Below are 25,818 nucleotides of genomic sequence, written 5' to 3'. Positions count from 1 at the left end.
GTCAGACCGGGACTGCGGGAACTCCGCGCGGCGTTTGGCCGAAGCTGCTGGCCGAACGGCTATGAGCGGCCTGTGCAACTGACCGAACCCCTATAATACCCGTTCAATGATGAGGCCTATGAAAGACATTCTCGTGCTTTATTACAGCCGTCACGGCGCCACCCGCGAGCTCGCGCTGGCGATCGCGCACGGCGTCGACAGCGTCCCCGGCATGCAGGCGCGCGTGCGCACCGTGCCGGCGGTTTCCACGGTTTGCGAGGCGAGCGAGCCGGACATTCCCGCCGAAGGACCACCGTACGTCGAGCTGCGCGACCTCGAAGAATGCGCGGGCCTCGCGCTCGGTTCGCCGACCCGCTTCGGCAACATGGCTGCCGCGCTCAAATACTTTCTCGACGGCACCACGCCGCAGTGGCTATCCGGTGCACTGTCGGGCAAGCCGGCCTGCGTGTTCACGTCGACCGGCAGCCTGCACGGCGGCCAGGAATCCACGCTGCTGTCGATGATGCTGCCGCTGCTCCATCACGGCATGCTGATCGTCGGCATTCCATACACGGAGAGCGCGCTGTCCACCACGCAGACCGGCGGCACGCCGTACGGCGCGTCGCATTACGCGCGCGCGGGCACGACCGGCCATGGCATCTCCGCCGACGAACGGACGCTGGCGATTGCGCTTGGTGCGCGCGTTGGGCGCACGGCGGCGTCGATGTCCGAAAGGCCGTGAGCGTAAAGCCGTGAACGAACCGGATCCGCAACCCACCGAACGCGACGACGCCCGTCGTGACGCGCGTGGCGCTGAACTCGCGGCCACGAATTCCGGGGGCCACGCGAACGCGGCGCCCGCAAGCCTCGCGGCCAACGCGTCGGCATCTACAATCGTCGTGCCCGTGCAACCCAAAGCTGCCGCTGCGCTCGTCGCCGCTTTCACACTGGTCTCGATGATCGTGCTTGCCGTCGCATGGGAATGGTGGCTCGCGCCGTTGCGCTCTGGCGGCTCGCTGCTCGTGCTGAAAGCGTTGCCGCTACTCTGCGCGTTGCCGGGCGTGTGGCGACGTCGGCTTTACACGATGCAATGGGCGTCGATGCTGATCCTGCTGTATTTCGCCGAAGGCGTCGTGCGTGGCTGGAGCGATCATGGCTTGAGCGCGCGGCTCGGCTGGCTTCAAGCGGCGCTCGCCATGATCTTCTTCACCTGCGCACTCGCGTATGTCGGACCGTTCAAGCGCGCGGCGAAACGAGCTGCGAAACAGGCTGCAAAGCAGGCTGCAAAGCAAGCCGCCAGCGAACCGATCCCGCCCGCCTGACGCCCAGGCCCCAACACCGTCAACCGATCCACATGACCCACACCGCTTTTCTCGCCGCCTGCCGCGACGCCATCGGCGCGACTTACGTACTGACGGATTCGCACGACACCGCTCCCTTTCTGACCGACTGGCGCCGCCGCTACACCGGCGCGGCCTGCGCGGTGCTGTGCCCGGCCACGTCCGCGGAAGCCGCCGCGCTCGTCAGGCTCGCGGTCGAACATTGCGTCGCGCTGGTGCCGCAGGGCGGCAACACCGGCCTCGCGGGCGGCGCGACACCCGACGCGAGCGGCGCGCAGGCGGTCATCAGCCTGCGCCGCCTGAATCGCGTGCGCGACATCGATCCGCACAACAACACGATCACGGTCGAAGCCGGCGTGATCCTCGCCGACGTGCAGAAGCACGCCGAAGCGGCCGGGCGTCTGTTTGCGCTGAGCCTCGCCGCCGAAGGCAGCTGCACGATCGGCGGCAATCTGTCGACCAACGCGGGCGGCACCGGCGTGCTGCGCTATGGCAACACGCGCGAGCTATGTCTCGGCCTCGAAGTGGTGACGCCGCAAGGCGAACTGTGGGACGGCCTGCGCGGGCTGCGCAAGGACAACACCGGCTACGATCTGCGCGACCTGTTCATCGGCGCGGAAGGCACGCTGGGCCTGATCACCGCGGCGGTGCTCAAGCTGCATCCGCAGCCGGCCGCGCGCGTCACCGCGCTCGCCGCGCTCGCGTCGCCGCATGCGGCGCTCGATTTTCTCGCGCTCACGCAACGCGTCGCCGGGCCGCTCCTGACCGGCTTCGAACTGATGTCGGATTTCTGCCTGCGCCTCGTCGGCCGGCATTTCGAGCAGATGCGTTATCCGTTCGCCGAACCGCATGCGCAGGTCGTGCTGCTCGAACTGTCGGACAGCGAAAGCGAAGTGCACGCGCGCACGCTGTTCGAGGGGCTGATGGAAACCGCGCTCGAACAAGGTCTCGTGGAAGACGCCGTGGTGGCGGAAAACCTCGCGCAGTCTCGCGCGTTCTGGAATCTGCGCGAGCACATTCCGCTCGCCCAGGCCGAGGAAGGCCTGAACATCAAGCACGACATCGCGGTGCCGATTTCACGCATCGGCCACTTCATCGAAACGACCGATGCGGCAATCGCGCAAGCCGCGCCGGGCGCGCGCATGGTCACGTTCGGCCATCTCGGCGACGGCAATCTGCACTACAACGTGCAGGCGCCCGAGGGCGTCGATGCGAAGGCGTTTCTGCGGCAGTACCAGAGCCCGATCAACCGGATCGTCTACGACAGCGTCGATGCGCATCGCGGCAGCATCAGCGCGGAACACGGACTCGGCCAGTTGAAGATCGACGAAGCCGCCCGCTACAAGCAGGACGTCGAGGTGCGGATGATGCGCGCGATCAAGCAGGCGCTCGATCCGCTCAACCTGATGAATCCGGGCAAGGTGCTACGCTAATATCTGAAGCCTGCGCGATCCGGCGCGCAGGCGTTTTGCAGGAGTCGCGTCCGTGAAGATTCGCGTGCTGTCCGATCTGCATCTGGAAAACGACGAGCCTGAACTGATCCCGCATGCGCAGGCGGATCTCGTGGTGCTGGCGGGCGACATCCACAATCATGCGGCCGGCCCGCGCTGGGCCGCGCAGGCGTTCGACGACGCGGTGCCGGTCGTCTACGTGCCGGGCAATCACGAGTACTACGACGGTGAATTCGGCGCGCTGGAGAGCGCGATGCTCGACGCGGCCGCGCAGGTCGACAACGTGCATCTGCTGAACAACGCCGCGCTGGTCGACAGCCAGGGCCGCTGGCGCGTGCTCGGCACGACGTTGTGGACCGACTTCGCGCTGTACGGCGCGACACCGGATGCAATCGAGGAATCGATCGTCGCCGCGCGCCGGGTCATGCTCGACTATCGCGGGCTGATCCAGATGAACTGGCCGCACGACCCGCGCGACGCCGCGCGCGACTTCACGCCCGCCGATTCGCTCGCGCTGCACCAGCATGCGCGCGCGTGGCTCGAAAGCGAGCTTGCCAAACCGTTCGCCGGCCAAACGATCGTGGTCACGCATCACGCGCCGCATCGGCTGAGCCTGGCCGGGCGTTTTGCCGAAGACCGCGTGTCGGCGGGCTTCGTCAACCATCTGCCCGAGCTCGTGCGCGCGCCTGTCGCGTTGTGGATTCATGGCCACACGCATACGTCGTTCGACTACGTGGTGGACGGCACCCGCGTCGTGTGCAATCCGCGCGGCTATTTCGACCGGCGCACGCGCCAGTGGGAAAATCCGCTGTTTGCGTGGGACAAGGTCGTCGAGATCTAGCGGGTGCGGGCCTCTTGCATCAGATCAACCCGCCGCCGCTCACCGCTCACCGCTCGCGCCGCGGCGCATCCTGTGACTCGACCTCGACCGGCACGAGCTGCGGCTGCTGTTCGCGCATGCGGCGCAGCAGATCGCGCGAGGCGGCGACGCCGATCAGTCCAAACATGACGGCCAAGCCGATCATCAGGTGCGTATCCATGGATGTGTCGTCCTTCAGTGGTTACGAGGCGCCGAACGGCGGCGAATCCAGCGCGTCCGCCCAGAGCGGCGACGCGTGAACGACACGTTAACAAATCGGCTGCGCGGCAGAAGTAAAGAAATGTTGCGGCGCGGCGCGTGTGTAACAGGCTGTCACGCCGCGTACCCACTCCGCGTGCCGCACTCCGCGTGCCGCACTCCGCGTGCCGCTCGAACGTCAATGCATGACAAGCAGATCGGTCAGGTCCGCGCGAACTGCCGCAACTCCTCCTGATCCGCCGCCAGCGTCGAAGGCAACTCGTCGCGCAGGAATTCGACCCACGTGCGGATCTTCGCATCGAGATACTGCCGCGACGGATACAGCGCATACAGATTCATCTGCTGCGACGTGTACCCGGGCATCAGCCACACCAGTTCGCCGCTGCGCAAACGGCTGATCGCCGAGTAGATCGGAATCAGCGCTACGCCCATGCCCTGGGCGACGGCCACGACCATCGCCTCGGCCACGTTCACCTGAAACGTCGCCGCGCCGAGCGAGACCACTTCCTCGCCGTGCGGGCCGTCGAAGGTCCATTTGTCCGGCGGATTTACCGGCGTCACCATCTGCAGGCAGACGTGCTGCGCGAGGTCCGCAGGCGTTTGCGGCACGCCGCGCCGTTCGAGGTACGCCGGCGACGCGCACGCAATGCTGAACGCGCTGCCAAGGCGCTGCGACACGAGCCCCGAATCCGGCAGGCCGGTCGCGAGCGTCAGCGACACGTCGAAGCCTTCGTCGAGCAGATCGGGCATGCGCTGCGCGAGCGTCAGTTCGATATGCACGTCCGGGTAGCGCTGCTGGTAACGGCCTACGGCCGGCACCACGTAGTGCTGGCCGAAGCTCGTCATCGCGTGAACCTTCAGCTTGCCGGACGGACGCGCGTGCGCGTCGCTCGCCTCGGCCTCCGCCTGATCCACGTACGCGAGAATCTGCTCGCAGCGCTGCAGATAGCGCTCGCCAGCTTCGGTCAGCGCGATGCGGCGCGTGGTCCGGTTCAAAAGCCGTGTGCGCAGATGCGCTTCCAGATCGGAAACCGCGCGCGACGCGTAGGCCGTCGTCGTATTCAGATGCTGTGCGGCGCCCGTGAAGCTGCCCGCTTCGACGACGCGGACGAAAACGCGCATGTTTTGAAGCGTGTCCATACCTATCCTCAGAAATCGGCATCGATTGTTACACGATCAGCAATGGCGATTGTCTCATGTCTGGTAAAAATGCCTTGCATCTTTACCGGTTATTCCGCAATCGATCAAAAAATATAATTGCGCACAAGCTTCTATAGTCAAATTTGGAGGAAATCGTGCAGTCTCCGGTACGCAAAGGGATCGCCGCGGCCGCGGTTCTTACGATCCTATTAACAATCGCCGGATGCGCAAGTACCGGAGGCGTCGCGCCGCAAACGCACACGATCAATCCTGCGTCGCTCGATGCGGGCAACGCAATCCGCGCCGCCAACGCCGACGCGCAGTGGCCCGCCGCCGACTGGTGGCGCGCCTATGACGATCCGCAGCTGGACCGGTGGATCGCGGACGCGCAAGCCGGCAATCCCAGTCTCGCGGTCGCCCAGGCGCGCGTGCGTGAGGCGGCGTCGATGGCCGGCGTCGCGCGCGCGGCGCTCGCGCCGCAAGTCAACGGCAGCCTGTCGATCCAGCGCCAGCAGTGGGCCGACAACGTGTTCTACGGCCCGGGCCCGCTCGCCGGCGAGCAGTCGTGGAACAACACCGGCACGCTCGGCCTCGCCTATCACCTCGACTTCTGGGGCAAGGACAAGAACGCCGCCGAGCGCGCGCTCGACCTCGCGCACGCCAGCGCCGCCGACGCGCGCGCCGCGCAGCTCGAACTGCAGGCGAACGTCGTGCGCACCTATATCGAGATGTCGCTGAACTACGCGTTGCTCGACATCGCGAAGGCCACGCTGCAGCAACAGCAGCAGATCGTCGACCTCGCGAACCGGCGCCTGAAGGGCGGCATCGGCACGCAGCTCGAAGTGAGCCAGGCCGAGACGCCGATGCCCGAGTACGAGCGCCAGATCGACGCGATCGAGGAGAAGATCGCGCTCGGCCGCAATCAGTTGGCCGCGCTCGCGGGCAAGGGCCCGGGCGCCGGCGACGCGATCCAGCGCCCGGCGCTGTCGCTCGCCGCGCCCGCCGGCCTGCCGGCCGCGCTGCCCGCGGATCTGATCGGCCACCGGCCGGACGTGGTCGCGGCACGCTGGACGGTCGCCGCGCAGGCGCGCGGCATCGACGTCGCCAAGGCCGGGTTCTATCCGGACATCAACCTGCTCGCGTCGATCGGCGGCTATGCGGCGATGGGGCCGCTGTTCCAGTTTCTGAAGAGTCCGTCGCATAGCTGGAGCGTGGGTCCCGCGCTGACGCTGCCGATCTTCGACGGCGGCCGGCTGCGCTCGCAGCTCGGCGCGGCGTCGGCGGGCTACGACGAGGCCATCGAGCGCTACAACCAGTCGATCGTGGGCGCGCTGAAGGACATCTCCGACCAGGTGATCCGCATCCGTTCGCTGACCACCCAGGCCGACGACGCCGACCGCTCGGTCGCCGCCGCGCGCAGGAACTACGAGCTGTCGCGCGAAGGCTACCGGCGCGGCTTGACCGACTATCTGAACGTGCTGGTCGCGCAAAACCAGTTGCTGCGCGCGCAGGAAGGTGTCGCCAAAGTGCAGGCCGAGTGGCTCGGCGCGCATGCGTCGTTGATGACGGCGCTCGGCGGCGGTCTCGACGATCCGGCCAACGGTCCGCGGGATAACGAAACGTTGCCGGCGCATGGCAAGGGCAGCGGCGAGAGCAAGAGCGGCGCGGCGAGTAGCGACACGGCAACAGCGGATGCGGATGCAGATGCGAACGCCAACGCAAAGACCAACGCGGCCATCACCTCTGCCACCACCGCCTCGCGCGCCCCGAACGCGCCCGCGTCCGAGTAAGGAAGGCCATGTCCTCCTCGCCCTCCCCGTCGAGCGCGCGCCCCGCCTCGTTCGCCGCGCTCTCCGAAGCCGCCGCCCACTGGGCGCGCACCGACGGCCTCGTATGGATCTATCTGTTCAAGTCGCTCGCCGCGTGCTTCCTCGCGCTCGGCATCGCGATGAAGCTCGATCTGCCGCAGCCGCGCACCGCGATGACCACCGTGTTCATCGTGATGCAGCCGCAAAGCGGCGCAGTGTTCGCGAAGAGCTTCTATCGGATCTGCGGCACGCTGGTCGGTCTCGTCGTGATGCTCGCGCTGATCGGACTGTTCGCGCAGCAGCCCGAGCTCTTCCTCGTCACGACCGCGATCTGGGTCGGCATCTGCACCGCCGGCGCCGCGCGCAATCGCAACTTCCGTTCGTACGGCTTCGTGCTGGCGGGCTACACGGCCGCGCTGATCGGCATCCCCGCTTCGCAGCATCCGGACGGCGCGTTCCTGAGCGCGCTCACGCGGGTCGCGGAAGTGGTGATCGGCATCATCTGCGCGGGCGCGGTCAGCGGCCTCGTGTTTCCGCAGTTCGCCGGCCTGCAGATGCGCAGCACCGTGCGCGCGCGCTTCTCGGCGTTCGTCGAGTACGTGTCGGCGTCGCTTGCCGGGCGCAACGACCGCGCCCAGATCGAGGCGACCAATGCGCGCTTCGTCGCCGACATCGTCGGCTTCGAGGCCGCGCGCAGCATCGCCGTGTTCGAAGGCCCCGATTCGAGGATGCGCGGCGGGCGCCTCGCGCGTCTGAACAGCGAGTTCATGACCGCGTCGACGCGCTTTCACGCGCTGCATCAGCTGATGAACCGTCTGCGCGACAGCGGCACGCACGGCGCGGCGATCGCGATCGCCGCGCTCGAACCGTACTTCAAGGAGATCGCGCCGTTGCTCGCGAAGTCGGGCGAGCCGGTGCTGAGCGCGGCCGACGCCGCGCACGCAGCGGCCCAGCTCGACACCTACAGAAGCGAGTTGCCCAAACGCGTGCGCGCGACGCGCGACGAACTCGAAACGCACCCCGACGCGCCGCTGCTCGATTTCGACACGGGCGCCGAGCTGCTGTACCGCTTCATCGACGACCTGCATGCGTACGCGGCGACCTACGCGTCGCTCGCCGTCGATAAGCACGCGCGCGAACGCTGGATCGAGCGCTACGAGCCGAAAACCAACGCGATCGCGGCCGGCGTCGCGGGCCTGCGCGCGGCCATCGTGATGATGGTGCTCGGGGCGTTCTGGATCGCCACCGCGTGGCCGAGCGGCTCGACGTTGACGCTGGTCGCAGCGACCGTGTGCGCGCTCGCGTCGGCGTCGCCGGATCCGAAGCGCACCGCGTTCAAGATGGCCGGCGGCACGGTGCTCGCGACGCTGATGGGCATGATCGCGGTGTTCGGCGTGTATCCGCACATCGACGGCTTCGTGATGCTGTGCGTCGCGCTCGCGCCGTTCCTGCTGCTCGGCGTGTTGATGACCACGCGTGCGACGCTCGCGGGCTACGGCGTCGGCTACTGCATCTTCTTCTGCTTCCTCGCCGGCCCCGACAACGTGATTCACTACGACCCGAGTGCGTTCATGAACGACGCGCTCGCGCTGGTGCTGTCGATGCTGGTGTCGTCGATCGCGTTCGCGGTGCTGCTGCCGCCGTCGACGCCGTGGCTGCGCAACCGTCTGCTCGTCGACCTGCGCCGCCAGGTGGTGCTGGCCGGCCGCGCGGGTCTGGCACGCGTGCGCTCGCGCTTCGAAAGCGGCGCGCGCGATCTGATGTTCCAGATCGACGCGCTGTCGCAGAACGAGCCCGAAACGAAGCGCGACACGCTGCGCTGGCTGTTTTCGGTGTTGGAGGTCGGCAACGCGGTGATCGACCTGCGCCGCGAAATCGCGACGCTGCCCAACGAGCCGCGCTACCACAAAGCGGCACCGTGGCGCGTCGCGCTGCGCGCGCTGCGCGATGCGCTCGCGGCGCTGTTCGAGCGGCCGCGGCAGCAGCACTTCGCGCGCGCGCTCGCGGCGACCGCCGATGCGATCGCGCAAGTGCAGCAGCTGATGGCCGGCTTCACGCCATCGCGTGAAGAACGCCATCAGCTGCTGCGCATCCTCAGTCAACTGCATTTCATCCGTACCGCGCTGCTCGATCCGCAGTCGCCGCTTGCCTCGGCGATCGGCGCGCGCGCGGACGCATCAGAAGAAGAAGAAGGAGTTCCTCATGCCGCGTGATATCGCCGTGCTCGATGCCTATGTGCCGGCCATTGTGCTGCTGTTCATCGCGGGCGCCGCGCTGACCTGGCTCGTCGATCGCGTGATCGCCTATACGGGCCTGTATCGCGTGGTGTGGCACCCCTCCCTGTTCCGGGCCAGCTTGCTCGTGTCCGTGTGCGGCCTTCTCGGCCTCGCCGTTTATCGTTGATCAGAGTCGAAACATGACCATCCGAAATCTTGTGGGCTTCATCGCGACAGCCGTCATTTTCATCGTCGCGATCGTGATTGGCCGCGTGCTGTGGGTCCATTACATGGACGAACCGTGGACCCGCGACGGCCGCGTGCGCGCCGAGATCGTCAACGTCGCGCCGGACGTGTCGGGCGCGATCGTCGATCTGCCGGTCAAGGACAACCAGTTCGTGAAGAAGGGCGACCTGCTGATGCAGATCGATCCGTCGCATTACCAGATCGCGGTCGAGCAGGCGCAGGCCGCCGTTGCCGCGCGCAAGGCCGAATTGCAGATGAAGCGCGACGACGCGCAACGGCGTGCCGACATGGATTCGCAGGTGGTGTCGAAGGAAAGCCGCGAAAACGCGACGCATACCGCGTCCGCCGCCGATGCCGCCTATCAGCAGGCACTCGCCGCGCTCGACGCCGCGAAGCTGAACCTCGAACGCACGCGCGTGGTGTCGCCGGTCGACGGCTACGTGACGAACCTGTCCGTGTTCCGCGGCGACTATGCGAGCGCCGGCGCGGCGAAGCTCGCGATCGTCGATAGTCACTCGTTCTGGGTGTATGGCTACTTCGAGGAAACCAAGCTGCCGCATGTGCGCGTCGGCGATCAGGCCGAAGTGCGGCTGATGAGCGGCGGCACGCTGCAAGGCCACGTGGAGAGCATCTCGCGCGGCATCTACGACCGCGACAATCCGCAGAGCCACGAGCTGCTCGCGGACGTGAATCCGACCTTCAACTGGGTGCGCCTCGCGCAGCGCGTGCCGGTGCGCGTGCGGATCGACTCGGTGCCGCCCGACGTGATGCTGGCGGCGGGCACGACCTGCACGGTGGTGGTGCGGCCGGGGACGGGCTCCGGCTCCTCGTCGGCCAACGCGAGCTGACGCCCGCGCCGCCTTTTATAGCCTGAACTGCCCCACCATCGCCTTCAGCCCGCGCGCCTGATCGTCGAGCGAGCGGGCCGCGGCGGTGGCCTCCTCCACCAGCGCGGCGTTCTGCTGCGTGCCCGGAGCCTATCCGCCTTTTCGTGTGCGAGTCGGTTTAAAAAATCCTACCCCCTCGCCAGCGTGAAGCGCTCGCCAAACAGGATGACAAACTGGTTCATTGCGGACTTCCAGTCGAAGGTTGCCCTTTCGGTCTCTGTGTCAAGGCAGCGGATGCTTGCTGTCATCGAGCCGTCGCGGAGGATTGGCTCCCCAACGTGCTTTTATCTGTTCCGGAGTCTCCGGAGGCCATTTCACGCCCATCTTGATGATGCGGTCCCGAATCTCGATTAGCTTTTTGTAGGTCGGGGAATTGGGCGCGAAGGTATTAATGTCATCCCATATCCCTAGTGGGAATGACTCGCCATTAATGTTGTAGGTGTTGGGGTTTGCCCCATGGTCCAGCAAGTAGTCAATTTGATCTAGCGCGCGATTTGCCAGCGCTTGATACAGCACTGAATTACGTAACGAATCGCGCCGGTTCACATCCGCGCCACGTTCCACCAGCAGCCTGAGCGAACCAGATGTCGACTCTCTTGCAACAAAGAAAATGATGGGTCTGCGGCCCTCGATCATGGTGTTGGGGTCAACCCCACCGTCCAGCATCGCGCGCAGGAATTCCGGATGGGAGCTGTTGAGCATGACCCCGAGGGGGCTGCCATAATCCGGTACTTCCTGCAAGGAATCGGCCCCGGCCCTCACCACCTCCGACGCAACCGCAAGCCGGTGCGGGTCGCGCTGCAACGCCTCCTGAAAGGCAAAAAACAGCATCGTCATGTTCTTGCGCCCAGGCGTCTTCAGGTCTGTCTTCGGGGCCAGTCGCCGGACCTGCTCCATATCACCTCGCTCGATGGCCTGCGCCAGTTCGAGTTGCGGGTCGCTAAAAAAATCAGTGGCGGGAAATTTTTTCATTGCATGAACCACAGGGGATAGCGCCAGTAACAGCACCGGCACGATAAGAATTCGGCTGAGTGTTTTCATCGCTTCTTGCCTGAAAAACAAAACCCCACGCTCCGAAAAACGTGGGGTTGGTCAGCAGTCTGAGGGCTACCCGGATGTAGCACTTTCGGTCTCGGCTTCAAGGCAGCGGAAGCTTGCTGTCATCGAGCCGTCGCGGAGGATTGGCTCCCCAACGTGCTTTTATCTGTTCCGGAGTCTCCGGAGGCCATTTCACGCCCATCCTGATGATGCGGTCTCGGATTTCGACCAGTTTGACACCTGATTCAGAGGTGGAGCCTATATGTTCTATCTGCGATTCCAATTGTCTTGGGAATGAGATTCCATTGATGTTGTAAGTGTTGGGGTTGGCTCCGTGATCGAGAAGGTAATTGACTGCCCCGGTGTCGTAGCCAGTTAGCGCTTCGTAGAGAGATGTGTTGCGCAATGAATCGCGCCGGTTCACATCCGCGCCACGCTCCACCAGCAACTTGAGCGAGCCCAATTTACGATCGCTTGCAACATCAAAAATTATCGGGGTGCCTTCTGATATCAAATTTGGATCAACACCGCCGTCCAGCATCGCACGCAGGAATTCCGGGTGCGAGCTGTTGAGCCCGACCCCGAGCGGATCGCCAAAATTCGGCACTTCCTGCAAGGGATCGGCTCCGGCCTTCACCACCTCCGACATAACCGCAAGCCGATGCGGGTCGCGCTGCAACGCCTCCTGAAACGCAAAAAACAGCATCGTCATGTTCTTGCGTCCGGGCGTGTTCAGGTCTGTCTCCGGTGCCAGTCGACGGACCTGCTCCATGTCGCCTCGCTCGATGGCCTGCGCCAGTTCGAGTTGCGGGCCGCTAAAAAAATCAGTGGCGGGAAATTTTTTCATTGCATGAACCACAGGGGATAGCGCCAGTAATAGCACCGGCACGACAAGAATTCCGCTGAGTGTTTTCATCGCTTTCAGCCACGTTATTCAAGGCAGCGGAAGCTTGCTGTCATCGAGCCAACGTGGTGCGTTTGCCCCCCAGCGCGCCCGTATCTGTGCCGGTGTCTTCGGGGGCCATTTCACGCCCATCCTGATGATGCGATCCCGAATCTCGATTAGCTTCATGTAGGTCGGAGAATTGGGCGCGGATGCGTTATCGGCAATGCGCGTTGATAGCGCCTGAGGAAACGACAGGCCTTTGATATCGTAGGTGTCGGGGTTCGCCCCATGATCCAGCAAGTAGTCAATTTGATCTAGTGCGCGATTTGCCAGCGCCTCATACAGCACTGAATTACGCAACGAATCGCGCCGGTTCACATCCGCGCCACGCTCCACCAGCAGCTTGAGTGAGCCAGATGTCGACTCTCCTGCAACAAAGAAAATTAATGGATCTCCCTTGTAGACCAGATTAGGATCAACGCCCCCGTCCAGCATCGCGCGCAGGAATTCCGGGTGGGAGCTGTTGAGCACGACCCCGAGGGGGCTGCCAAAATCCGGTACGGCCTGCAAGGGATCGGCCCCGGCCCTCACCACCTCCGACGCAACCGCAAGCCGATGCGGGTCGCGCTGCAACGCCTCCTGAAAGGCAAAAAACAGCATCGTCATGTTCTTGCGTCCGGGCGTGTTCAGGTCCGTCTTCGGTGCCAGCCGCCGGACCTGCTCCATGTCACCTCGCTCGATGGCCTGCGCCAGTTCGAGTTGCGGGCCGCTAAAAAAATCAGTGGCGGGAAATTTTTTCATTGCATGAACCACAGGGGACAGCGCCAGTAACAGCACCGGCACGATAAGGATTCGGCTGAGTGTTTTCATCGCTTCTTGCCTGAAAAAACAAAACCCCACGCTCCGAAAAACGTGGGGTTGGTCAGCAGTCTGAGGGCTACCCGGATGTAGCTCTTCCGGTTTCTGCCTCAAGGTAGCGGAAGCTTGCTGTCATCGAGCCGTCGCGGAGGATTGGCTCCCCAAAGTGCTTTTATCTGTTCCGGAGTCTCCGGAGGCCATTTCACGCCCATCTTGATGATGCGGTCCCGGATTTCGACCAGCTTCATGTAGGCTGGTGAATCAGGCGCGGAGGCGTTTCTGTTGATGTCATGTGAAAGCGCGAATGGGAACGATACTCCGTTGATGTTGTAAGTAGACGGGTTTGCGCCGTGATCGAGAAGGTAGTCAATCTGGTCGAGTGCGTTGTTCATCAATGCTTCAAATAGCACTGAATTACGCAACGAATCGCGCCGGTTCACATCTGCGCCACGCTCCACCAGCAGCCTGAGCGAACCAGATGTCGACTCCTTTGCAACATCAAAAATTATCGGGGTGCCTTCTGAAATCAAGTTTGGATCAACACCGCCGTCTAGCATCGCACGCAGGAATTCCGGGTGCGAGCTGTTGAGCACGACCCCGAGCGGATCGCCAAAATTCGGCACTTCCTGCAAGGAATCGGCCCCCGCCCTCACCACCTCCGACGCAACCGCAAGCCGATGCGGGTCGCGCTGCAACGCCTCCTGAAACGCAAAAAACAGCATCGTCATGTTCTTGCGTCCGGGCGTGTTCAGGTCTGTCTTCGGGGCCAATCGCCGGACCTGCTCCATATCACCTCGCTCGATGGCCTGCGCCAGTTCGAGTTGCGGGCCGCTAAAAAAATCAGTGGCGGGAAATTTTTTCATTGCATGAACTACAGGGGATAGCGCCAGTAACAGCACCGGCACGATAAGAATTCGGCTGAGTGTTTTCATCGCTTTCAGCCCCGTTATGACAGTGTTTCAAGTACGGAGATGTCCTCCGCCTTCTGCTGCTCGATGCCGTCTATTGCCTGCCTGATGAAGTGCCGCGACACCGGCGATCCGCTGCCGGGCAGGGGATAGGCAGTACCGGCTGCACCGGGTAGGGGCGTCCACGTCTGTGCCACGGTCAGAATGTCGCCGTTCACATGGTATGCATTGATGTTCGATGGCGTGACCTGGCCGCCGTAATGCTGGACCGTCTTCGGGTGCAGGCCCGCTGCATTGAAGCTCCAGCAGTCCTTGCCGCTGGCGACGGATGCAGCCGAACACAGGCCACCGCCTAACGAGTGACCTGTTATGTCGATAGGTTCTGCTGAGAAGGCTAATTTTTTGCCTGTATTGACAGCCCTCTCGTAATAGGGCGATTCCCTATCCACGCTTTGGCTAAAGTTGTTCGACCAGTCGGCCAGGCTCGTCATTTCGGTTCCCTTGAAGGCGAGGGTGGGCTTCATATCGTCGCCGAAGACATGACGATCGGGTTCGTATAGCTGCGCTCCAAAATTGGAACCCTTGATTTTCAGGTCTTTCGGCTTCAAGCCATACCAATCCAGAAATTCCATATCCCCGCTGCGGTTCGTCCACCCTTCGGGCACCGGCCTGGACGGCTCGTAGACATGATCGGAGAGTCTGGCCTTCTCCACCGCGACATTGTTGCGCGCAAGCCGTTCAGCCGCTGCCCGCACGCGCCCGGACATGGTCGCATTGCCCGCCGCAATCAGCGCCTTGCGCGTCTGCCACCGCTGCGCCTTGGTCAGTGCCTGTGGTATCTCGATGCGCGGCGGTGTCGCCCGGGCTGCGCGCGCAGCGTTCAGCTGCGTTTGCCAGGTGGCCGGATCATACTGGACGGACAGCACAGGTTCACCGTCCGGGTGACTGCCGGTCCTCCCTTCGGGATTCATTAACGGCGTGCCGCTGTACGGTGACGGAAACAGGCCATTACGCGGACCTTTAACGGCAAGCAGTTTGCCCCGGCGCATCTCTTCGAACAGAGCAACGATGACCCGCCAGCCATCGGTGTCAGGGTTCCGGTCCCGTACATCATGAAAAAACAGCCAGTGACTGTCGATGAGATTCCTGACCAGCTTCCGGTCCTCCTCCCACTTTCCGCGATTCAGTGTGGCGATAGCAAGAAATTCCCGGGTCTCCGCCCTGGCTCTCTGAAGGTCTGCGGCCTTGCCGAGGCACGCTTTATAGTGCCATTCGTCGCAGATGACGTAACAGGTACCCGGTGGCCGCTGGCAGAAAAGCTCCAGGGAGTGCATCTCAAATACGGACAGGGACATAGGTGTGTCGATGGTCTATCTGAAGTCGCTGCCGGGGTGACAGCAGTCAGATAATTACCGTGCGACAGGCAGTCCGTACATGGGCGACGGCCCAAAATCTCCACAGCTTTCGATGAACCTGTCCGTGTTCCGCGGCGACTATGCGAGCGCGGGCGCGGCGAAGCTCGCGATCGTCGATAGTCACTCGTTCTGGGTGTATCGCTACTTCGAGGAAACCAAGCTGCCGCACGTGCGCGTCGGCGATCAGGCCGAAGTGCGGCTGATGAGCGGCGGCATGCTGAAAGGCCACGTGGAGAGCATCTCGCGCAGCATCTACGACCGCGACAATCCGCAAAGCCACGAACTGCTCGCGGACGTGAATCCGACCTTCAACTGGGTGCGCCTCGCGCAGCGCGTGCCAGTGCGCGTGAAGATCGACTCGGTACCCGCGGACGTGATGTTGGCGGCGGGCACGACCTGCACGGTAGTCGTGCGGCCGGGGACGGGCTCCGGCTCCTCGTTGGCCAACGCGAGCTGACGCCCGCGCCGCCTCTTATAGCCGGAACTGCCCCACCATCGCCTTCAGCCCGCGCGCCTGATCGTCGAGCGAGCGGGCCGCGGCGGTGGCCTCCTCCACCAGCGCGGCGTTCTGCTGCGTGCCCGAGTCCATCTGCGTGACCGCGAGACTGATCGCCTCGATACCGGCGCTCTGCTCGGACGACGCCGCCGAAATCTCGCCCATGATGTCGGTCACGCGCTTCACGGCCTTGACGACTTCGTCCATCGTCTGACCAGCGTCAGCAGCGAGCGTCGAGCCGTTGCCGACGCGCTCGACCGAAGTCTGGATCAAGCCCTTGATCTCCTTCGCGGCCGCCGCGCTGCGCTGCGCGAGATTGCGCACTTCCGCCGCGACGACCGAAAAGCCGCGCCCCTCCTCGCCCGCGCGCGCCGCCTCGACGGCCGCGTTCAACGCGAGGATGTTGGTCTGAAACGCGATCCCCTCGATCACGCCGATGATGTCGCCGATGCTGCGCGCGCTGTCGTTGATGTCGTTCATCGTCGCGACCACGCGGCTCACGACCGCGCCGCCCTGCTCGGCGATCGCCGACGCGTTGTTCGCGAGCGTGCTCGCCTGCTTTGCGTTGTCGGCGTTCTGACGCACCGTCGAGGTCAGTTGCTCCATGCTGCTCGCGGTGCGCTCGAGCGCAAGCGCCTGCTGCTCGGTACGCTGCGACAGATCGAGGTTGCCCATCGAAATCTGCGCGGACGCGGTCGCGATCGCATCGGCACTCGACGCGATGTCGGCAACCGTCGTCGCGAGTCCGCTTTGCATGTCGGACAGCGCGAACAGCATGCTCGCACGGTCCTTGCCGCCGAGCGCGATGCGATTCGACAGATCGCCCGCGGCGATGCGACGCGCGATCTCCTTCGCGTACGCGGGCTCGCCGCCGAGCTGCGCGGTGAGGCGCCGCACGACCCACGCGGCGATGCCGATCGCGAGCACGATCAGTGCGAACGTCATCACCGCGATCATCACGAACGACGAGTGATAGATGAAACCGGACGCGTCGATCGTCGCCTTCGCGGCGGTGCCGCGCTGCGCGACGAGTTCGTCGACGAGCTTTTCGAGCTTGCCGGTTTCGACGAGCAGCGACACGTCCTGCGTGCCGACCTGCCAGTTCATCTGCGACAGATCGAGCGGCTGCGCTTTCACGAGCGTGACGAAGTCGCGCAGGTGACCGCTCCATGCCGCGACCGCCGCGGTGAACGCCTTCTGCGCGCCGACCGCCTTCGCGTCCGACTTATCGACGTACTGCTGGAGCGTGCCCAGCTGCTCGTTGAGACCCGCGAGGCCGCGCTCGATGTCGGCCCCGAGTTCGTCGCGCTCCTTCGCGGTGGTCGCGGTCAGCAGCATCTTTTGCGCGCGGCTCGCGCGCAGCATGTGGCCGCGCGCTTCCTCGGCGGCGCGGCTCGCGACGTGGCCCTGGTCGTAGATCGATTGCGCGGACGCGTTCAGCCGGCCGATCTGCAGCAGCGAAAACACGCCGATCAGCAGCGTGCCGGCGAGCAGAATCGCAAACGCGATCCGCAGCGTCGCCTTGACCGACAGGCCGTTGAACTTCGTTGCCGCTGCGCTGTGTGCCACTGCTTTCATCATCCCCGTCCCCACATGTCGACGCGCCGGACGGTCGGTTCCGGCATCACCACTTATCTCTCCGGGTCTACGGCAGCCCGCCCCGCGATCTTGAATTTCGCTTGTGCAGGCCGGGGCGGGTCGTGCGCCGCTTGCCGTTCCCGGTTCCATGTTCGACGCGCCGCTTCGTGGGCCGCGCAATCGCGAGCGCTTTATACCGTGGCCAAAAACTCGCCAAAAAAAGTTTCTTCAGGCAAAGAGCTGACGATTCGTCGTTTCACCGCCGAATGAAAAGCCATCCGCCCCCTTGTCCGATTCGCGACAAAACTTGTCCTTACAATTCGCTTCGGCCACATTAAACTTCGGCTAGATATTCAAAACGCCGGTTGCCGCGACGAAACGCCGCAGTGCTTCGCGGAACGCGCCTACGAGGCGTGCTGCCCGCACCGGTTTTCGGTGCCGATCTTTCATTCCACCGTTTTCCCGATCTTTTTTTCTAGCGTATGGAAACGAGCCTCGATAAAAGCGCCCTTGCCGGCGCATCCGCCACGGGGGCGAGCGCGTCCCCGGCCGCCGCTGCGCCGGCGGCCGCCAAGGTCCAGCGCACGGTGTATTCCGTGCTCGGTGCGATCAGCTTTTCGCACCTGCTCAACGACATGATCCAGTCGCTGATCCTCGCCATCTACCCGATGTTCAAGGACAACTTCTCGTTGTCGTTCGGGCAGATCGGTCTGATCACGCTGACCTACCAGATCACCGCGTCGCTGCTGCAGCCGCTCGTCGGCAGCTATACCGACAAACATCCGAAGCCGTACTCGCTGCCGGTCGGCATGGGCTTCACGCTGACCGGGCTGCTGCTGATGTCGGTCGCGCCGAACTTCGGCGTGCTGCTGGTCGCCGCGGCGCTGGTCGGCTGCGGATCGTCGGTGTTCCATCCGGAGTCGTCGCGAGTCGCGCGGATGGCCTCGGGTGGCCGTCACGGTCTCGCGCAGTCGTTGTTCCAGGTCGGCGGCAATGCGGGTTCGTCACTCGGGCCGCTGCTCGCCGCGCTGATCGTGATTCCGCACGGGCAACGCAGCATCGCGTGGTTCTCGGCGGCGGCGCTCGTCGCGATCGTCGTGCTCACGCAGATCGGCCGCTGGTACAAGCGTCATCCGTCGGTCAGGAAGGCGCGCGGCCAGGGCGCGCATGTGACGCTGCCGCGTAACAAGATCATCCTGGCGATGAGCGTGCTGGTGTTGCTGGTGTTCTCCAAGTACTTCTATCTCGCCAGCATCAATAGCTATTTCACGTTCTATCTGATCGACAGGTTCCATCTGTCGGTGCAGGCCGCGCAGATCCATCTGTTCGTGTTCCTCGCGGCGGTCGCAGCGGGTACGGTGATCGGCGGGCCGATCGGCGACAGGATCGGGCGCAAGTACGTGATCTGGGTGTCGATTCTTGGCGTCGCGCCTTTTACGCTGCTGTTGCCGTATGCGAATCTGTTCTGGACTAGTGTGCTGACGGTTGTTATTGGGGTGGTGCTCGCCTCGGCGTTCTCGGCGATTCTTGTTTATGCGCAGGAGTTGATCCCCGGGAAGGTTGGGATGGTGGCTGGGTTGTTCTTTGGTTTTGCCTTTGGGCTTGGCGGCGTGGGCGCCGCGGTGCTTGGGGAACTCGCTGACGCTACCAGTATTGCGTTTGTTTATAAGGTTTGTTCGTTTTTGCCGTTGATTGGGGTGCTCACTGTTTTGTTGCCGGATGTTGAGGGGAAGCGGGTTAAAGGGTGAGCGCGTGCCGCGGGGTTGGGGCTTTTTCCTTATCGTGTGGTGTTGGCCTTTCCTTGCTGGCTTGTCGGTTTATTAGCGTTGCCCCCTGTGCGGGGCGGGGCTTTTTTCGTTGTTCTGGCTTTGTTGGCCTTTCCTTGTTGTCTTGTCGGTCTATTAGCGTTGCCCCTGTGCGGGGCGGGGCTTTTTTCGTTGTTCTGGCCTTGTTGGCCTTTCCTTGCTGACTTATCGGTCTATTAGCGTTGCCCCTGTGCGGGGCGGCACCTACTTTCTTTGCTGCTGCAAAGAAAGTAGGCAAAGAAGACAGCTCAAACCGCCAACTCCTAAGCGGGTTCCTCGGTCTGCATGAGGTAGTGGTGCATCTGGAATCCGTGCTCCCGCACATTCCGCGCTAGTGACAAGGCGGTCATTCTTCCGGCGGCGCTACGCGCGCCGAAACCCCGTTCAAAAACCACTGGTTGTTTCGGCGCATCGCCGAGGCACAGCCGAAGGCCCCCGCTGCGCGGGCAAAGCCGTTGGTTTCCCTGGCAGACCCGTCCGCGACGCACGTAGTGCGGAGGGGGAGGGATGACGGCTTTGTCACGAACGGCGGAATGTGCGGGGGCACGGATTCCAGATGCACCACTACCCCTTCCAAGCCAGGGGACCCGCTTAAGAGTTTGCGGTTTTAGCTGTCTTCTTTGCCTACTTTCTTTGCAGCAGCAAAGAAAGTAGGTGCCGCCCCGCACAGGGGCAACGCCAATAGACCGATAAGTCAGCAAGGAAAGGCCAACACCGCAAAGAGCACCACCCTCGCCTTAGCCCCGCATCCGCCTCCACAGCAAAAAACCCACCGCAATGACGATAACCGCAACACCGTCGACAACAGCCAGCACCGGCAAAGGATCGCTCCACTTGTCCATGTTCGTCGTGCGCGAATAATAGGGCTCGCCGCTTCCATACGCTTCGTCCAGGTTAATCACGTTAAACGCAGCAACCGCAACGACAAGGGCAAGCAGAACTACGCCAGCGAGAAAACGGGCGATGCTGGACTTGCGCATGTCAGTACCTGACCGTTAATGGAATGTAGCAATCTGGCGACGGCGTAGCCCCCTCCTTCAGGTCGCGCAGGCTGGAACGCCCGCTCTACCACGCTCATAAGCGTATCGATTGAACATGCAAGCCTCACCATCCTGGGGGAAAACGACCTGTCACGTTGATCGCCTCTACCCTACCTCGCGGTGCAGAAACAACAAATGGGCGACGGATGAAAGTGACGAACAACGACTTTCTTCTGTTGCCCTTCGCCCTTACGGCGAACCCGCTTGCCCCCCCTCCCGCCCGTGGCTATGCTTGTGCGCATAACCAGCGCCGCACCGGGCGCGCAATTTGCGATTCCGTTTCATCCAACCCCGTCCACTCCCGCCGCACGAGGATCGCCGCCGATGACCCGCTACCGCGATTTCCACCGCCGCTCGATCGACCACCCCGAAGCCTTCTGGCGCGAAGAAGCCCGGCGCATTCACTGGCACACGCCATTCGGCACCGTGCTCGACCGCTCGAAGCCGCCGTTCGCGCGCTGGTTCGTCGGCGGTCGCACGAACCTCTGCCATAACGCGGTCGACCGGCATCTGGCCGAACGCGCGCAGCAGAACGCGCTCGTCTACGTATCGACCGAAACCGGCATCGAGCGGCACTACACGTATGCCGATCTGTACGCCGAAATCAACCGGATGGCCGCCGTCATGCGCTCGCTCGGCGTGAAGCGCGGCGACGTCGTGCTGATCTATCTGCCGATGATCCCCGAGGCGCTGTTCGCGATGCTCGCCTGCGCGCGGCTCGGCGCGATCCACTCGGTCGTGTTCGGCGGCTTCGCGGCGCCGAACCTCGCCACGCGTATCGACGACGCGAAGCCCGTGCTGATCGTCACTGCGGACGCCGGCGCGCGCGGCGGCAAGGTGGTCGACTACACGCCGCTCGTCGACGAAGCGCTCGCGCGCGCCATGCACAAGACACCGCATGTGCTGCTGATCGACCGGCAGCTCGCGCCCGCGCGACTGAACGCACCCTACCTCGTCGCCTACGAGCCGCTGCGCGAACAGTTCTTCGACGCCCACGTCCCGTGCGAGTGGCTCGAATCGAACGAGCCGTCGTACGTGCTGTACACGTCGGGCACGACCGGCAAACCGAAGGGCGTGCAGCGGGATGTCGGCGGCTATGCGGTCGCGCTCGCGGCATCGATGGAATACATCTTCGAGGGCAAGCCCGGCGACACCATGTTCACCGCGTCCGACGTCGGCTGGGTGGTCGGCCACAGCTACATCGTGTACGCGCCGCTGATCGCGGGGCTGACCACCGTAATGTACGAAGGCACGCCGATTCGTCCGGACGGCGGCATCTGGTGGCGGCTCGTCGAACAGCACAAGATCAACCTGATGTTCACCGCGCCGACCGCGATACGCGTGCTGAAGAAGCAGGACCCGGCGCTGATGAAGGCAGCCGATCTGTCGAGCCTGCGCACGCTGTTTCTCGCCGGCGAACCACTCGACGAACCGACCGCCGAATGGATCTCCAACGCGTTGAACAAGCCGGTGATCGACAACTACTGGCAGACCGAAACCGGCTGGCCGATGCTCGCGATTCCGCGCGGCATCGAGGCACTGCCGACCAAGCTCGGTTCGCCGGGCGTGCCCTCGATCGGCTATAGCCTGACCGTGCGCGACGAGCTGACCGGCGAGCCCTGCGCGCCCGGCGAGAAAGGCGTGCTGACGCTCGACTATCCGCTGCCGCCGGGCTGCATGTCGACGGTATGGGGCGACGACAAGCGCTTCGTCGGCACCTACTGGTCGAGCGTGCCGAACCAGCAGGTGTATTCGACGTTCGACTGGGGCGTGCAGGACGAGGACGGCTACGTGACGATCCTCGGCCGCACCGACGACGTCATCAACGTCGCGGGCCATCGCCTCGGCACGCGCGAGATCGAGGAGGCGCTGTCGAGCCATGCGGCTGTCGCGGAAGTCGCGGTGGTCGGTGTGACCGATCCGGTCAAGGGTCAGGCAGCGATGGCCTTCGTCGTGCTGCGCGGCGCGCAGGGAGAAGGCGACCCGAGCGAGCGCGCGCGGCTCGAAGCCGAGCTGGCGATGACGGTGGACCGCCATCTCGGCTCGATTGCGCGGCCCGCGCGCGTGGTGATGGTATCGATGCTGCCGAAGACGCGCTCCGGCAAGCTATTGCGCCGCGCTATCGCGGCGCTCGCCGAAGGGCGCGAGCCGGGCGATTTGCCGACGATCGAAGATCCGGCCGCGCTGCAGCAGGTGCGCGACGCGCTCGGCGACGGCAGGAAGGAATAAGCGGGCCAAGCAGCGGGCGACCAGGCGGACGAACAGGCGGACGAACAAGCGGGCGCTCAGCCCGCGGTGTCTCGCGTGCCGAGAAAGCGCGCGAGAATCGCGTTCGAATACGTGCCCGCGATCCCGGTCAGGAACGACATGAACGATCCGGGCGCGTGGTCGTCGGCGGTATCGGAGATCGTGCGCACGACCGCGCACGGCACGCCGTACTCGTAGCAGACCTGCGCGATCGCCGCGCCTTCCATCTCGACCGCGAGCGCGTCGGGCAGCGCGTCGCGCAACGCCGCGAGGGCCGCCGCGCTCGCGACGAACTGATCGCCGCTGACGATCAAGCCGCGATGCACGCGCGGCGCGCGCGTGCCGAAGCGCGCCGCGCAGGCCGCGCCTTCCTCGGCGACGAACTGCTCGCATGCGGCGGTTAGACGGTCGGCGAGCGCCGCATCGGTGGTGAAGCGCGACATGCCGAGCAGCGGCACCTCGAAGCGCGGAAAAAGCGGCGACGCGTCGACATCGTGCTGCATCAGCGCGCTCGCAACGACGATATCGCCGACATGCACGTCGCCGCCGACACCGCCCGCGACACCGGTGAACACGATCGCCTCGACATCGAACGCGTGGATCAGCGCACTGACCGTCGCGGCCGCCGCGACCTTGCCGACGCGCGCGAGCGTGACGACGCACGGCGTGCCGTGCACGGTGCCGACGTGGTAGTCACGCTGGCCGTGCGTGACCGTGCGCACGCCGGACTCGGCGCGCATCGCTTCGATCAGGTCGCCGAGTTCCTGCGGCAACGCGGCCAGAACGCCGAGCGGCCGCCGCGCATCGTGGCTGAGATTCAAGGGCGTGCTCATTCGACCGCCTGCAATTTAGCCACCGCCAGCGCCAGCCACTTTTCGCCGTGCCGCTTGAAGCGGACCTGCGCTTTCGCGTCGGTGCCGTTGCCTTCGAGTGCGGTGATCGTGCCTTCGCCGAACTTGGTATGGAACACCTGCTGGCCGACGCGGAAGCCCGTGTCGGCCGCGCGTTGCTCGTTCGCGAACGCGGGCGCCGGCGCGGAGCTCACCGCCGCCGTCGACGCCGAACCGCCGCCGTACCCCGGCCGCGCGAACCAGTCGCGCCCGTAGCCGGCGTTGTCCGAGCGGCCGCCCCAGCGCGAGCCCGCCTCGACCTTCGGCGTCAGCCACTTCAGCGTTTCCTGCGGCAATTCGTCGAAGAAACGCGAGCGGATGTTGTAGCGGGTCTGGCCGTGCAGCATCCGGCTCTGCGCGAAAGACAGGTACAGCCGCTCCTTCGCGCGCGTGATCGCGACGTACATCAGACGCCGCTCTTCTTCGAGGCCGTCGGCCTCCATCGCGCTGTTCTCGTGCGGGAACAGCCCCTCTTCGAGGCCGGTGATGAACACCGCGGTGAATTCGAGCCCCTTTGCCGCGTGCACCGTCATCAGTTGCACCGCTTCCTGGCCGGCCTGCGCCTGGTTGTCGCCCGCTTCGAGCGATGCGTGCGACAGAAAGCCCGCGAGCGGCGTCATCGTGTCGGGGTTTTGCGCCGGATCGGCGACGCCCGGTGCGTCGAGGACCACCGTGGTCGGATCGTCGGTCGCGACCGCGAGTTCGGGCGCGGCGCTGGCTCCTGGGCGCAGCGGAATCGAGCGCGCGGGCGTATCGAGCCCGTAGCCTTCCTCGCTGACGAACGCGGCGGCCGCGTTGACGAGTTCCTGCAGGTTCTCGAGCCGCTCCTGGCCTTCGCGCTCGTTCTGATAGAAGTCGGCGAGACCGCTCGCGCGGACCACGTACTCGACGGTCTCCGGCAGGCTCATCTGCTGCGTGTCGGCGCGCATCTTGCCGACGAGGTTCGCGAACGCGGCGAGGCTCGAGCCGGCCTTGCCGGCGACGTAGGGAATCGCCGCGGCCATCGAGCAGTTGTACAGACGCGCCGCGTCGGCAAGCTGTTCGATCGAACGCGCGCCGATGCCGCGAGTCGGGAAATTGACGACGCGGCCGAACGCGGTGTCGTCGTTCGGGTTGTCGATCAGGCGCAGGTATGCGAGCGCGTGCTTGACTTCCTGACGTTCGAAAAAGCGCAGGCCGCCATACACGCGATACGCGATGCCCGCGTTGACGAGCGTGTGCTCGATCGTGCGCGACTGCGCGTTGCTGCGGTAGAGCACCGCGATTTCGCTGCGCGACAGGCCGGTGTTGATCAGCGCGCGAATCTCTTCGACGATCCAGCCGGCCTCCTGCGAATCGGTCGCTGATTCGTAGACGCGCACCGGTTCGCCGTGACCCGCGTCGGTACGCAGATTCTTGCCGAGGCGTCGCGAGTTGTTCGCGATCAGCTGGTTGGCGGCATCGAGAATATGGCCGTGCGAACGATAGTTCTGCTCGAGCTTGATCAGATTGCGCACGTTGAACTCGTGCTCGAAGTCGCGCATGTTGCCGACGTTCGCGCCGCGGAACGCGTAGATCGACTGGTCGTCGTCGCCGACCGCGAAGATTGCGTTGTGCTGGCCCGCGAGCAGCTTCAGCCACGCGTATTGCAGCTTGTTGGTGTCCTGAAACTCGTCGACGAGGATGTGCCTGAAGCGCGCCTGGTAATGCGCGCGCAGCGGCGGATTGTGCGCGAGCAGTTCGTAGCAGCGCAGCAGCAGCTCGGGGAAGTCGACGACGCCTTCGCGCTGGCATTGCTGATCGTAGGCTTCGTAGAGTTCGACGAACTTGCGGTTGAAGTTGTCGGTGGCGTCGACGTCTTTGGGGCGCAGGCCCTGCTCTTTCGCGTTGTTGATGAAGTACTGGAGATTTTTCGCGGGGTATTTTTCGTCGTCGATGTTGAGGCCCTTCATCAGGCGCTTGATCGCCGACAGCTGGTCCGCGGTATCGAGAATCTGGAACGTGGCGGGCAGCCCGGCGTCGCGGTGATGCGCGCGCAGCATACGGTTGCACAGGCCGTGGAACGTGCCGATCCACATGCCGCGCGTGTCGATCGGCAATAGCGCCGAGAGGCGCGCCATCATTTCGCGGGCGGCTTTGTTCGTGAAGGTCACCGCGAGGACGGTCGCGGGGGACGCGAGGCCTTGCTGAATCAGCCACGCGATGCGGGTGATCAGGACGCGGGTTTTGCCGCTGCCGGCGCCCGCCAGGATCAGGGCGGGCTCATTCGGGAGCGTTACGGCGGCGTGTTGTTCGGGGTTTAGATTCGAGAGGAGGTCGGGCATTTTTTTGCTTAGGCGCAGTTCGGGGGACATTATATGCCCCGGCGGGGGCGGCGCTTTTTTTGGTTTTTTTTGTTCTTCTGGATATGGGTTGGGGTTTTTTCGTTGTTCTCGCTTTGTTGGCCTTTCCTTGTTGTCTTGTCGGTCTATTAGCGTTGCCCCTGTGCGGGGCGGCACCTACTTTCTTTGCTGCTGCAAAGAAAGTAGGCAAA

Annotated in this window: 21 protein-coding genes and 1 pseudogene; 11 read left to right on the top strand and 11 right to left on the bottom strand. The window is 64.3% G+C overall.

From position 1 onward, the window contains the following. Positions 1–118: 118 nt before the first annotated feature. From wrbA to HDG34_RS26590, 4 genes are read left to right on the top strand one after another with little or no spacing between them, the layout of a single operon-like run. Positions 119–721: an NAD(P)H:quinone oxidoreductase gene (wrbA, locus tag HDG34_RS26605; RefSeq protein ID WP_184063646.1), complete on the top strand. Its 603-nt coding sequence runs from the start codon at positions 119–121 to the stop codon at positions 719–721. Positions 722–731: 10 nt separating this feature from the next. After that, a complete protein-coding gene (locus tag HDG34_RS39910; RefSeq protein WP_184063643.1) occupies positions 732–1,301 on the top strand; it encodes a DUF2069 domain-containing protein in 570 nt (189 codons plus the stop codon). Between the two features lie 32 nt (positions 1,302–1,333). Further along, positions 1,334–2,752: an FAD-binding oxidoreductase gene (locus HDG34_RS26595; RefSeq protein WP_184063640.1), complete on the top strand. Its 1,419-nt coding sequence runs from the start codon at positions 1,334–1,336 to the stop codon at positions 2,750–2,752. A 52-nt stretch (positions 2,753–2,804) separates the two neighbouring features. Beyond that, positions 2,805–3,611 (top strand): metallophosphoesterase, encoded by an 807-nt coding sequence (locus HDG34_RS26590; protein WP_184063637.1) that lies wholly within the window; start codon positions 2,805–2,807, stop codon positions 3,609–3,611. Positions 3,612–3,657: 46 nt separating this feature from the next. Here HDG34_RS26590 and HDG34_RS26585 read toward each other — a convergent pair whose 3' ends face one another. Together HDG34_RS26585 and HDG34_RS26580 are read right to left on the bottom strand one after the other, a co-directional pair. Beyond that, complete coding sequence (locus HDG34_RS26585) at positions 3,658–3,810, bottom strand: hypothetical protein (protein WP_167544144.1); 153 nt, start codon at positions 3,808–3,810, stop codon at positions 3,658–3,660. Positions 3,811–4,049: 239 nt separating this feature from the next. Next, positions 4,050–4,988 carry a LysR family transcriptional regulator gene (locus tag HDG34_RS26580; protein ID WP_184063634.1) on the bottom strand — a complete coding sequence of 313 codons (939 nt, stop codon included), beginning with the start codon at positions 4,986–4,988 and terminating at the stop codon, positions 4,050–4,052. Between the two features lie 155 nt (positions 4,989–5,143). On the opposite strand from HDG34_RS26580, the gene HDG34_RS26575 reads away from it, so the two are divergent. Genes HDG34_RS26575 through HDG34_RS26560 form a run of 4 tightly spaced genes read left to right on the top strand, consistent with a single transcriptional unit; the run spans position 5,144 to position 10,106 of the window. Next, entirely contained in the window at positions 5,144–6,778 is a 1,635-nt protein-coding gene (locus HDG34_RS26575) for an efflux transporter outer membrane subunit (protein ID WP_184063631.1), read from the top strand. Between the two features lie 8 nt (positions 6,779–6,786). After that, entirely contained in the window at positions 6,787–9,009 is a 2,223-nt protein-coding gene (locus HDG34_RS26570) for an FUSC family protein (protein ID WP_184063628.1), read from the top strand. Continuing rightward, the gene (locus HDG34_RS26565; RefSeq protein ID WP_018421177.1) at positions 8,999–9,199 is read left to right on the top strand and encodes a DUF1656 domain-containing protein; all 201 of its coding nucleotides are present in this window, start codon (positions 8,999–9,001) and stop codon (positions 9,197–9,199) included. The genes HDG34_RS26570 and HDG34_RS26565 overlap by 11 nt, the downstream gene beginning before the upstream one ends. Positions 9,200–9,212: 13 nt before the next feature. Further along, positions 9,213–10,106 carry an HlyD family secretion protein gene (locus HDG34_RS26560; RefSeq protein ID WP_184063625.1) on the top strand — a complete coding sequence of 298 codons (894 nt, stop codon included), beginning with the start codon at positions 9,213–9,215 and terminating at the stop codon, positions 10,104–10,106. Positions 10,107–10,367: 261 nt separating this feature from the next. On the opposite strand, the gene HDG34_RS26555 is transcribed toward HDG34_RS26560, so the two are convergent. The 5 genes from HDG34_RS26555 to HDG34_RS26535 form a co-directional block, all read right to left on the bottom strand. Then, complete coding sequence (locus tag HDG34_RS26555; protein ID WP_184063622.1) at positions 10,368–11,186, bottom strand: ankyrin repeat domain-containing protein; 819 nt, start codon at positions 11,184–11,186, stop codon at positions 10,368–10,370. A 97-nt stretch (positions 11,187–11,283) separates the two neighbouring features. Beyond that, positions 11,284–12,099 (bottom strand): ankyrin repeat domain-containing protein, encoded by an 816-nt coding sequence (locus HDG34_RS26550; protein ID WP_184063620.1) that lies wholly within the window; start codon positions 12,097–12,099, stop codon positions 11,284–11,286. An 18-nt stretch (positions 12,100–12,117) separates the two neighbouring features. Next, a complete protein-coding gene (locus tag HDG34_RS26545; RefSeq protein ID WP_184021769.1) occupies positions 12,118–12,939 on the bottom strand; it encodes an ankyrin repeat domain-containing protein in 822 nt (273 codons plus the stop codon). Between the two features lie 98 nt (positions 12,940–13,037). After that, positions 13,038–13,859 (bottom strand): ankyrin repeat domain-containing protein, encoded by an 822-nt coding sequence (locus HDG34_RS26540; protein WP_184063617.1) that lies wholly within the window; start codon positions 13,857–13,859, stop codon positions 13,038–13,040. Between the two features lie 14 nt (positions 13,860–13,873). Then, entirely contained in the window at positions 13,874–15,190 is a 1,317-nt protein-coding gene (locus HDG34_RS26535; protein ID WP_184063614.1) for a DUF2974 domain-containing protein, read from the bottom strand. Positions 15,191–15,305: 115 nt separating this feature from the next. Between HDG34_RS26535 and HDG34_RS26530 the strand changes: the two are divergent. After that, positions 15,306–15,707, top strand: a pseudogene (locus HDG34_RS26530) (efflux transporter periplasmic adaptor subunit); the annotation flags it as partial. 15 nt (positions 15,708–15,722) lie between these two features. Here HDG34_RS26530 and HDG34_RS26525 read toward each other — a convergent pair. Next, positions 15,723–17,324, bottom strand: a complete 1,602-nt coding sequence (locus HDG34_RS26525; protein ID WP_184064132.1) for a methyl-accepting chemotaxis protein — start codon at positions 17,322–17,324, stop codon at positions 15,723–15,725. A gap of 482 nt (positions 17,325–17,806) precedes the next feature. Here HDG34_RS26525 and HDG34_RS26520 point away from each other — a divergent pair, with 482 nt between their 5' ends. Then, positions 17,807–19,072, top strand: a complete 1,266-nt coding sequence (locus tag HDG34_RS26520) for an MFS transporter (protein ID WP_184063611.1) — start codon at positions 17,807–17,809, stop codon at positions 19,070–19,072. 794 nt (positions 19,073–19,866) lie between these two features. Here HDG34_RS26520 and HDG34_RS26515 read toward each other — a convergent pair. Next, on the bottom strand, positions 19,867–20,109 hold the full coding sequence (locus tag HDG34_RS26515; RefSeq protein ID WP_184063607.1) for a hypothetical protein: 243 nt from the start codon (positions 20,107–20,109) through the stop codon (positions 19,867–19,869). A 384-nt stretch (positions 20,110–20,493) separates the two neighbouring features. Here HDG34_RS26515 and HDG34_RS26510 point away from each other — a divergent pair, with 384 nt between their 5' ends. Then, complete coding sequence (locus HDG34_RS26510; protein ID WP_184063604.1) at positions 20,494–22,398, top strand: propionate--CoA ligase; 1,905 nt, start codon at positions 20,494–20,496, stop codon at positions 22,396–22,398. A 56-nt stretch (positions 22,399–22,454) separates the two neighbouring features. On the opposite strand, the gene HDG34_RS26505 is transcribed toward HDG34_RS26510, so the two are convergent. Next, positions 22,455–23,249 (bottom strand): 5'-methylthioadenosine/adenosylhomocysteine nucleosidase, encoded by a 795-nt coding sequence (locus tag HDG34_RS26505; protein ID WP_184063590.1) that lies wholly within the window; start codon positions 23,247–23,249, stop codon positions 22,455–22,457. Next, entirely contained in the window at positions 23,246–25,609 is a 2,364-nt protein-coding gene (locus tag HDG34_RS26500) for a UvrD-helicase domain-containing protein (protein ID WP_184063588.1), read from the bottom strand. Before HDG34_RS26500 ends, HDG34_RS26505 begins: the two co-directional genes overlap by 4 nt. Positions 25,610–25,818: the final 209 nt, after the last annotated feature.

It is taken from the genome of Paraburkholderia sp. HC6.4b, from assembly GCF_014200875.1.
GTDB lineage: Bacteria > Pseudomonadota > Gammaproteobacteria > Burkholderiales > Burkholderiaceae > Paraburkholderia > Paraburkholderia tuberum.
Note: the sequence above shows the minus strand (reverse complement) of the source record. Positions and strands in the feature narration are given on the sequence as shown.